12 protein-coding genes are annotated in these 9,545 nt (G+C 35.9%); 10 read left to right on the top strand and 2 right to left on the bottom strand.

Annotated features, from left to right (window positions below; genetic code table 11):
* Positions 1 to 100 precede the first annotated feature (100 nt).
* Positions 101 to 694 (bottom strand): Crp/Fnr family transcriptional regulator, encoded by a 594-nt coding sequence (locus M2139_RS13840; protein ID WP_280739425.1) that lies wholly within the window; start codon positions 692 to 694, stop codon positions 101 to 103.
* A 134-nt stretch (positions 695 to 828) separates the two neighbouring features.
* Here M2139_RS13840 and M2139_RS13835 point away from each other — a divergent pair, with 134 nt between their 5' ends.
* From M2139_RS13835 to M2139_RS13795, 9 genes are all read left to right on the top strand, one after another.
* Positions 829 to 1,641: a GNAT family N-acetyltransferase gene (locus M2139_RS13835; protein ID WP_280739426.1), complete on the top strand. Its 813-nt coding sequence runs from the start codon at positions 829 to 831 to the stop codon at positions 1,639 to 1,641.
* A gap of 232 nt (positions 1,642 to 1,873) precedes the next feature.
* A complete protein-coding gene (gene rpsP, locus M2139_RS13830) occupies positions 1,874 to 2,149 on the top strand; it encodes a 30S ribosomal protein S16 (protein ID WP_280739427.1) in 276 nt (91 codons plus the stop codon).
* Between the two features lie 11 nt (positions 2,150 to 2,160).
* Positions 2,161 to 2,409, top strand: coding sequence for a KH domain-containing protein (locus M2139_RS13825; protein WP_280739428.1), 249 nt, complete (start codon positions 2,161 to 2,163; stop codon positions 2,407 to 2,409).
* A gap of 166 nt (positions 2,410 to 2,575) precedes the next feature.
* Entirely contained in the window at positions 2,576 to 3,349 is a 774-nt protein-coding gene (locus tag M2139_RS13820; RefSeq protein WP_280739429.1) for a hypothetical protein, read from the top strand.
* Positions 3,350 to 3,373: 24 nt separating this feature from the next.
* Complete coding sequence (gene rimM / locus M2139_RS13815; protein ID WP_280739430.1) at positions 3,374 to 3,898, top strand: ribosome maturation factor RimM; 525 nt, start codon at positions 3,374 to 3,376, stop codon at positions 3,896 to 3,898.
* The gene (gene trmD, locus M2139_RS13810; protein ID WP_280739435.1) at positions 3,888 to 4,631 is read left to right on the top strand and encodes a tRNA (guanosine(37)-N1)-methyltransferase TrmD; all 744 of its coding nucleotides are present in this window, start codon (positions 3,888 to 3,890) and stop codon (positions 4,629 to 4,631) included. Before rimM ends, trmD begins: the two co-directional genes overlap by 11 nt.
* Positions 4,632 to 5,080: 449 nt before the next feature.
* Positions 5,081 to 6,313, top strand: a complete 1,233-nt coding sequence (locus M2139_RS13805) for an SPFH domain-containing protein (RefSeq protein WP_280739431.1) — start codon at positions 5,081 to 5,083, stop codon at positions 6,311 to 6,313.
* A gap of 111 nt (positions 6,314 to 6,424) precedes the next feature.
* On the top strand, positions 6,425 to 7,501 hold the full coding sequence (locus M2139_RS13800) for a TFIIB-type zinc ribbon-containing protein (RefSeq protein ID WP_280739432.1): 1,077 nt from the start codon (positions 6,425 to 6,427) through the stop codon (positions 7,499 to 7,501).
* On the top strand, positions 7,498 to 8,298 hold the full coding sequence (locus M2139_RS13795; RefSeq protein ID WP_280739433.1) for a TPM domain-containing protein: 801 nt from the start codon (positions 7,498 to 7,500) through the stop codon (positions 8,296 to 8,298). Before M2139_RS13800 ends, M2139_RS13795 begins: the two co-directional genes overlap by 4 nt.
* A 58-nt stretch (positions 8,299 to 8,356) precedes the next feature.
* Here M2139_RS13795 and M2139_RS13790 read toward each other — a convergent pair whose 3' ends face one another.
* Positions 8,357 to 8,839, bottom strand: coding sequence for a GNAT family N-acetyltransferase (locus M2139_RS13790; RefSeq protein WP_280739434.1), 483 nt, complete (start codon positions 8,837 to 8,839; stop codon positions 8,357 to 8,359).
* A gap of 213 nt (positions 8,840 to 9,052) precedes the next feature.
* On the opposite strand from M2139_RS13790, the gene rplS reads away from it, so the two are divergent.
* On the top strand, positions 9,053 to 9,400 hold the full coding sequence (rplS, locus tag M2139_RS13785) for a 50S ribosomal protein L19 (RefSeq protein ID WP_265456693.1): 348 nt from the start codon (positions 9,053 to 9,055) through the stop codon (positions 9,398 to 9,400).
* Positions 9,401 to 9,545: the final 145 nt, after the last annotated feature.

The following is a 9,545-nucleotide window of genomic DNA, read 5'->3' as shown; positions in this document are numbered from 1 at the left end:
AAAAAAACAGAAATCCCACAAAACCATAATGGTTTTCATAGAATTTCTTTTTTTTGAAACTACGAACATAATTTACTTATGTCACAGCCCCTTTTATTTTTTAATAACTAGATTTATTTTCTTCTCGGATATTATGGCGAATCCGACTTAAAGAAACGGCTGTAATTCCTAAATAAGAAGCGATATGAATTTGATTCACGCGTTTTTCAATATTAGGATGTTCCGTGATTAAATCGCAATAACGTTGACTGGCATTTTTAGTCACTAAACTAGTTTCGCGAAGCATTTTTTGTTTTAAAGATTTTTCTAGCATCTGAATGTAGAGCCATAATAGCTGATTGTTCTCAGGCATAAGTTTTTTTAACATTTTTAAATTAATAGTTAACGCTAGCGAATCCTCTAGGGCTTCATAGCTACAGATTTGTGGTTTGTCGGTTGTCAAAAAATCTGACCCATAGCTTTGATTTTCTTGAATAAAATGATAAGTAATATCATTTCCCTCAGAATCAAGATAAAATCCCCGTAAAATGCCAGATAATAAAAAGAAAGCTTCATTTTCTGAAGAAATAATCTTACCTTTAGGAATTTTGATAGGATTGTCGACGTTGATAAGTTGTTGAAGAATAGCAGGGGCAATGATTTCAGAATATTTGTTTAGGTTAGTTTGAATTAAAGCGTGAATTGCATCATCCATGGTTATTAACTCCATTTTCCATTATAATTGCTTTAAATTATAGCACAAGGAAAGGTAGAAAATCATTGGTTCTCTGATTTTGATATGCTATACTGAGCCAAAACAACTTAGCAAATTTTGAATGGAGGATTTTATTGAATATTGTTATTCAGGAACAGTTAACAGCCGCAGAAAAACTGCAAGTTCAAACTTTTATAAAAGAAACGGAAGCGGCTACTAATTGCCGTTTCAAAATTGATTATCAAGTTTTTGATGAAGTGCCCGCTTTTCTTTATTATCACTTTATCGTCTATCAAGCAGAAAAAATTGTGGGTTATTTGCTTCTTAGTCAATACTGTCCAGAAGAAATTGAAGGAACGCTTGTCCTCTCAACAACCACAGACTGCTTGCCAGTCTTAATTACGAAAGTCAAAGAGGAATTAATTAAGCGAGAAACAAATAAAATATTGTTTGTTGTAGACCGTCAACAAAGTGAAGTTTGTGACTTTTTAAAAGAAGCTGGTTATCAGTATCAGTTTTCTGAGTTAGCGATGGCAGTCACGCAACAACATTTAACAACTACTAAACAAGCTGAAATCTTAATGGAAAAAGCCACGTTAGCAGATCAGCCTGCCATTCAAAAATTATGGGGGACTGATGATGCAGAATTGGAGATTCCTCAAGCCGATTTATTAAAAACATGGCTTTATCGGAAAAATCAGCAAATTATTGCGACTTTGCGACTTGAAGAAAGTCCTGAAAATATCGGCATTTACGGTTTTGTTGTACATCCAGATTTCCGGGGACAGGGCATTGGTAGACAAGTTTTACAAACAGTTTGTTGTCAACAATTGAATAAAACGACGAAACCTATCTATTTAGAAGTAGAGAAAGACAACTTACCAGCGAAAAATTTATATGTAAGTTTAGGATTTCAGACACTTAATCAATATGATTACTTTGCCTAAAAAAAGCAGCAAACAACTAAAGTAAAACTTCAGTCATTTGCTGCGAGCATATAAAACTACGCCCCTGCCAAGGTATTTTTATTTTATCACAGCAGGAAAAAAGCTCAAGTGATTTAGAAAATAAAAGTTTTTTTGCAAAAAAAGTAAGGTGTCAAGAAAAAACTCTTTACAAGCAAATTAAAAACTGTTAAACTAACTCTTGTGATTAAATTTAATGGAGGTGTATTTAATAATGGCAGTTAAAATCCGTTTAAAACGTATGGGTTCTAAGAAAAAACCTTTTTACCGTATCGTTGTTGCTGATTCTCGTTCTCCTCGTGATGGACGTTTTATCGAAACTGTAGGTACTTACAATCCTTTGCAAGACCCTGCAGAAGTAGTTTTAAAAGAAGATTTAGTGTTGGATTGGTTATCTAAAGGTGCGCAACCTTCTGATACTGTTCGTAACATTCTTTCAAAAGAAGGCGTTATGAAAAAACATCACGAAGCTAAATTCGAAAAGAAATAGGGTGATTTGGTATGAAAGATTTGAGCACATTAGTTCTAACAATCGTTCGTCCCTTAGTTACTCATCCAGATCAGGTTCAATTAGAAATCGTGGAGTCAGATGAATTTTTTGAATATAATTTAGCTGTTGCTCCTGAAGATATTGGTCGTATTATTGGTAAACAAGGTCGGGTTGCGAAAGCAATTCGGACAATTGTTTATGCGGTACGAACAGATGGACCGAAAAAAGTCCGTTTAAACATTTTAGATGGCAAAAATTAAAAATTAGAGCATCCAATTCTGGATGCTTTTTCTTTTTTCTCAGAAAAGCGAATTTTTAAACTTTTCTTAGCTTGATGGCTTTCATAACTTTTCTGCTTGTTTAATCTAACTAAATCATGGATAATAAAAGGGATACTTGAATTAGTGAAATAGGAGGAAAAGTAAGATGAAATCAAAGAAAATAATTGCGCTGGCTAGTTTATTTTTATTAGCTGGTTGTGCTAAAGATAATGCAGCAACTGAGGTTAGTTCTTCAACCGCAGCTTCTGAAACAGTCGCCTCAACGATGAGCACTGAAAGTAGTGAGGAAGTTGTAATTAACTATGATAATGAGCAACTAGCTGATTTATTAACTGAATTGGCTGTGGTTTACCCTGACAGCCGATTTCCTAGCGAAGTTCCTTATGAAGCAGGGAAAAACTTAAATGTTGTGGCGAATGTTGAAGAGCAAAATGAAGCTTTACTTTATTATGCTTTAGATGAAAAATATGATGTCAATGCGGATAACTTACACGCCGAAACACCCTTTGCCGCTTTTTATAAAGAAGTCCTTGAATCGCCTGAAGCAGCCCAAGAAATGGTTGGTAAGCAAATTGCAGCAGGCGCTTCTGAAGTTGACTTAGGTCATGGTATCACAGGCTATCGTGAAGGTGGCGCTGGTTCTGCCTATTTAGTTTGGGAAGAAGGCAATTGGGTGATTAGTGTACGAGCTAGCAACATTGACGGCCAAGACCCAGTGGTAAAAGGCCAAGAGATTGTTGAATTTTTAGAAACAGTCGCTTTACCAGCACCAAATACTGATGGTCAAATCAATATTGATTTAGTAATATCTGATATGTATGCAACGCAAATTCGTTGGCAAGCAGAAAATGTGGTTTATACCGTTTGTCATCAAGATGCCATTTCAGCTATTAAAATGGCCGTTTCAATGAATAATTAAAAGAAATCGTGAGGAAAAAAATAGATGATTGAATTTTTTAATGTAGGAAAAATCGTGAACACTCAAGGTTTGAAAGGTGAAGTTAGAGTTATTTCATCAACTGATTTTCCTGAAGAACGTTATCAAAAAGGAAAAGTGTTAACATTATTTCAAGAAAAAAAAGCACCAATTGAGTTAACGATTAAAACGCACCGTAAACATAAAAACTTTGATATTTTGAGCTTTGAAAATCATCCGAGTATCAATGATGTTGAAAAATATCGCGATGGTATTTTACGAATTGCCAAAGAAGACCTTACGGAGCTTGCGACTAATGAATTTTACTACCATGAAATTATTGGTTTAACAGTAGAAGATGAGAGCGGTCAAGCGATTGGTAAGGTTAAAGAAATTTTATCACCTGGTGCCAATGATGTTTGGGTGGTTCAACGACCAAAGAAAAAAGATGCTTTAATTCCTTATATTGAATCTGTCGTCAAGGAAATTGACTTGGCAGCAGGTAAAGTATTGGTGGAAATTCCAGAAGGGTTGTTGGATGATGAAGATTGATGTTTTAACGCTTTTTCCGCGAATGTTTGAAGGGCCGATGGGTGAATCAATTATTGGAAAAGCAGTTGAAAAAGAGTTGTTAGAAATCAATGTTTCTAATTTTCGTGATTTTTCTGATAACAAACATCAAAGTGTGGATGATTATCCTTACGGTGGCGGAGCAGGTATGTTGTTAAAAGTCCAACCTATTTATGATAATCTTCAAGCCATTGAAAGAAAGTCACCAGCAACTAAAAAGCGAATTATTTTATTAGATCCTGCTGGCAAAAAATTTGATCAATCCATGGCGGAAGAATTCGCAGAAGAAGAACATCTGATTTTTATTTGTGGTCATTATGAAGGCTATGATGAACGGATTCGCAGCTTGGTAACCGATGAAGTTTCCTTGGGGGATTATGTTTTAACTGGCGGAGAATTAGGAGCAATGGTGATGATTGATGCCACCGTACGCTTGCTGCCAGAAGTTTTAGGGAATCAAACTTCTGCACAAACCGACTCCCATTCAACTGGTTTGTTGGAGCATCCGCAATATACCCGGCCGGCTGAATTTAATGGAATGGAAGTACCAGCTGTTTTAATGAATGGCAATCATAAATTAATTGAAGCATGGCAGCTAAAAGAATCTTTACGCCGGACCTATTTACGCCGACCAGATATGTTAGCCAATTTAGAATTAACAAAAGAGATGGAAAAATTACTTGCTGAGATTAAACGTGAAGAAATAAACGAATAACGATTTATAAAATCTGGAGACTTTTAATTAAGTGTCCAGATTTTTTTATAGAGTACAGAACAAGCCACTCCACTTTTCTATGTGTCTAGCTACGCGAGCTAACTCCCTTCGGCAAAGTAAGAATGAAATTCGTGGCAGAAATCGCCACTATAATTTAATTCTGCACTTTGCTCGGGAGCTAAACGAGCTCGCTTCGCTTTTCTTGGTGTCTAGCTGCGAGTGTTTACACCGCTCGATAAAGTGAAGAAAAAATTCGCGTTAGAAAAACACCGCTATAATTTGTTCTTGCGCTTTACTCAGGTGCAGAGCAACACTCTCCACTTTTCTGATAATCCGTCTTTAGTCGTATCTATTTGTTAAAATAAATATGGTATAATAAAAATAAATTAAGTAATAAAAAAAGTGTGGCTATTGAAAGATAGCTGAAAAAATAAATAGGAGGATTTAACATGGGATTAATTAAATCAGCAGCAAATGCAATTAGTGGTGGCTTAGCCGACCAATGGTTAGAAGTCATCGAACCTGATGATATGAGTGATACGACGGTCTTTACTAAAGGTGTCATTGTCAGAAAAGATGAAAAACGTAATGGTAACAGAAAAGGTACTTCAGATGTCATTACTGATGGTTCAGTTGTTCATGTTTATCCGAATACGATGATGTTGTTAGTAGATGGCGGCAAAGTTATCGACTACACAGCTGAAGAAGGTTACTACACAGTTCAAAATGCTTCTGCGCCATCAATGTTTAATGGCAATATGAAAGGTGCGATTGCAGAAACTTTTGAACGTTTTAAATACGGTGGTTCAACGCCACAAAAACAACAAGTTTTCTATATTAATTTGCAAGAAATTAAAGGCATTAAATTTGGTACAGCTACACCAATCAATTATTTTGATAACTTTTATAATGCTGAACTTTTCTTAAGAGCCCATGGTAGTTATTCAATTAAAATAACTGATCCAATTATGTTTTACGCTAATGCGATTCCACGAAATATGGATCGAGTAGATATTAAAGACATTAACCAACAATATCTTTCAGAGTTTTTAACAGCTTTACAAACAGCGATTAATCAAATGTCAGCTGATGGCCAACGAATTTCATACATTCCTTCTAAAAGTATGGAACTAAGTCAATATATGAGTAACGTTTTAGATCAACAATGGCAAGAAACTCGCGGAATGGAAATTGTTTCTGTTGGTGTGGCGAGCATTTCTTATACTGACGATTCTACACGCTTAATTAATATGCGTAATGAAGGTGCGATGTTAGGGGACGCTAACGTTCGTGAAGGTTATATGCAAGGTTCAATCGCTCGTGGCTTAGAAGCCGCTGGTAAAAATGATGCCGGCGCAACAACTGGTTTTGTCGGTATGGGCATGGGAATGAATGCAACTGGTGGCTACTTAAATCAAGCCGCGCAAACCAATCAACAACAAATGCAGAATAACCAACAACCTGCAGCACCTGCAACTGATAGCTGGGCTTGCCCAAATTGTCAAACACAAAATACTGGGAAGTTCTGTACGGATTGTGGTACAGCAAAACCTGTAGCAAATCAAGCAGCAAAATTAGAAATGAAATGTAACGACTGTGGTGAAGTTGTCAACTTAGCAGAAGGTATTCCAAAATTCTGTCCACATTGCGGTAAACCATTTAAAGCTGTACCTTTGGACTAAATAGATTTAACTTTCAATGAATAAGCTGGGATTTAAGCTTTGAACTAGCTATTTAAATCCCAGCTTATTTTCTTACAAAAAATATACTGAGAAAAGATGAGGAAAAAAGTAATGGAAGTTCTTACCCATAAATGTCCTAACTGCGGTGGCCCGTTAACTTTCAACCCCGAAGATCAAAAATTTCATTGTGATTACTGTTTAAATATTTATACAGAAGCAGAAGTCAGTCAGTTTGAAGAAAAACAGCTGGAAAGCCAAGTTCCTAATCAAGAAGCTGTCAAAGAAGAGTCTGTTGCAGCTGAATCTAGCGAAATGCAATTATTTAATTGCCCTAGTTGCGGTGCTGAAATTGTAACAGACGCAACCACAGCAGCAACCTATTGCTATTATTGCCATAATCCGGTGGTACTTTCAGGACGTTTATCCGGAGAATTTTTACCTAATAAAGTTTTACCTTTTGCAATCGAAAAAGAAGAAGCCGTTGAAAAGTTTTTAGCTTGGACCAATAAAAAATGGTTCGTACCCAAAGCCTTTTTTAATAAACAACAAATTGAAAAATTAACAGGAGTGTATTTTCCTTACTGGAACGTGGAAGCAGATCTTACAGGACAAATGTCCGCAACTGGTACCTCAATTCGTGTTTGGCGAGTGGGCGAGATTGAATATACTGAAACTAAAGTTTTTGATGTGGAACGTTCAGGTCGTTTAAACTTTAAAAACTTAGTCAAAAACGCCTTATCAAAAAATACGCCACAAAAAATGGTGCATATGGTGCAACCTTTTCCGTTAGAAAAAGCGATTCCTTTTAAATCGCAATATTTAGCCGGTTTTCAAGCAGAAAAAAGAGATATTGAATTTCAGCAGCTTGAAAAAGAAGTCAATCAAGATTTGCAAAAATATAGTCAAGATTTATTGCGAGAGACTGTGAATGGCTATACAAGCCTGACTAATGTTCATAGTAATATTTCAACGACCTCAACTGAAAAAGAGTATCTACTATTACCTGTTTGGATTTTAACTTATCGCAATAAACGTTCTTCTGATAAATTTTATTTTTATGCTATGAACGGTCAAACCGGGAAAATAAGTGGGATTTTACCAATTGATTATCGTAAACTTGCTTTAGTTAGCGGGGGGATTTTCTTAGCTGTTTTAATCCTTAGTTTGATTGGAGGCTATTTCATATGAGAAAGCAGCTTATTTTCTTGCTTAGTGGCTTATTGCTGGTTTTCGGAATCGTTTTGACAAAGCCGGTTGTCGCTGCTGCAAGCAATGTAGAAGATCGAATTGGCCTTTTTGACCCCGATGAAATTATTCAACTGAGTGCTGCGATTGAAGAGGTGAACCCGCAATTTAAAGGCAATCTTTTTGTGATCACTACCGATGATAGTCAGCAAAAAGTGGCAGATTTCGCAGATGATTATTTATTAACGAAAGTTGGCGCTAATAAAAATGCGTCGGTTTTAGTAATTAACATGAGTCAAAGAGAAATTTATGTTTCGACTTCCGGTAATATGATTGATTATATTACTTCTAAACGTTTGAACGAGATGCTTGATGAAATGTATGAAGAAATGACCGTTGCTAATTATTATGGGGCGGCCGAAATTTTTGTTCAGCGAAATGCGGAATATATTGAAGCCGGTATTCCTAATAAAAATTATCAAGTAGATTCATCAACAGGTAAAATTATTTATAAAAAACAAATTTCTCTACTGGAATTAATTATTGGGTTAGTTTTGGCTAGCTTAGCTGGTGGTGGCTTTTTCATTTATAATAATGCAAAATATCAGTTGAAAGCTAAAGATTATCGTTATGCCTATCGGGAAAACAGCCAATTAGAGTTAACTGGGCGCAATGATCGTTTGGTGAATTCTTTCGTCAGGACGCGTCGAATTCCGAAGCCAAGCAATAATGGCGGTGGAAGCGGTGGAACCCACTCTCGTGGTGGCGGATCCTTTGGCGGTGGTGGCCGTAAATTTTAATTAATAAAAAACTTATGAAATCACTAAGTAACTAGATTTCATAAGTTTTTTTATTTGTTTAATCTAAATAGTAAGCCAGATAATAATCACCAACAAAATGATTATCAAGCCAAAATTCGTTTTTCAAAAAGCCTTCTTCCTGGAAGCCCCTCCGTAAATAAAAAGCTTTTGCTCGAGGATTGGTTTCCATTACTCGTAAAGAAATCTTTTTAATGCCTTCTTGTTTAGCCTTTTCAATTAAAGCAGTTATCAATTTAGCACCAATTCCTTTACCTTGTGCCTCAGCAGCAACTCCAATTCCCAAAATCCATTGCTTAGAATGAGCAGCCATTTTACTAGGATGATGATAATTAATAAAGCCTAATACTTGATCGCCTTCTTTTGCAACAAGAATAGTTTGTTTTAAAGTATTTTCTTGATAGTCAGCAAAAGTTAGTTGTTCATTTAAATTAGGTGCATTATCATTTGTCCATATTGCCTGTTCTATTTGCCAAAGTTGCGGTAGGTCAGCAACTGTTAAATCTTTAATTTCAACCGTCATAACAATCTCCTTTTTAAATAAATTATAACAAAAAAATTAGAAATGACAATTTTAGGGAAAATAAGGTTGAAATTACAGCTTTCAAGAAAATTTCCTTTACAGCAACTGCTAAAATGTGTTAATATTTTATGGTGAGTGAAAATCACTCATCTATTACGATGTTCCGCTGGGATTAATCATCTTATGAATGTTTGGAATAAGGAGAAGGATAAAATGAATCCATTAATTCAAGAATTAACACAAGAACAATTACGTACAGACATTCCAGCGTTCCGCCCTGGTGACACTGTTCGCGTTCATGCGAAAGTTGTCGAAGGTACTCGTGAACGTATCCAGCTTTTCGAAGGTGTTGTAATCAAACGCCGCGGTGCTGGTATCAGCGAAACTTATACAGTACGTAAAATTTCTAACGGTGTTGGCGTGGAACGTACATTCCCAGTTCATACACCTCGTGTTGCTCAAATTGAAGTGGTTCGCTACGGTAAAGTTCGTCGTGCGAAATTGTACTACTTACGTGCATTACACGGAAAAGCAGCTCGTATCAAAGAAATCAGAAGATAAACATACGTTATCTAAAGAGATTGAAACCCTTGATTATTCAAGGGTTTTTATTATTGACTTTAGTCAGTTGAGTGAGTGAAACGAGCGAAACAGAAAACCACCTGCTATGCGGGTGGAAAACAAAAGGTTATACCAAAAAGTCCCT

This window comes from Enterococcus sp. PF1-24 (assembly GCF_029893325.1).
In the GTDB taxonomy this organism is placed as follows: Bacteria; Bacillota; Bacilli; order Lactobacillales; family Enterococcaceae; genus HY326.
The sequence above is the reverse complement of the archived record's forward strand: the minus strand, read 5'-3'. Positions and strand labels throughout refer to the sequence as shown.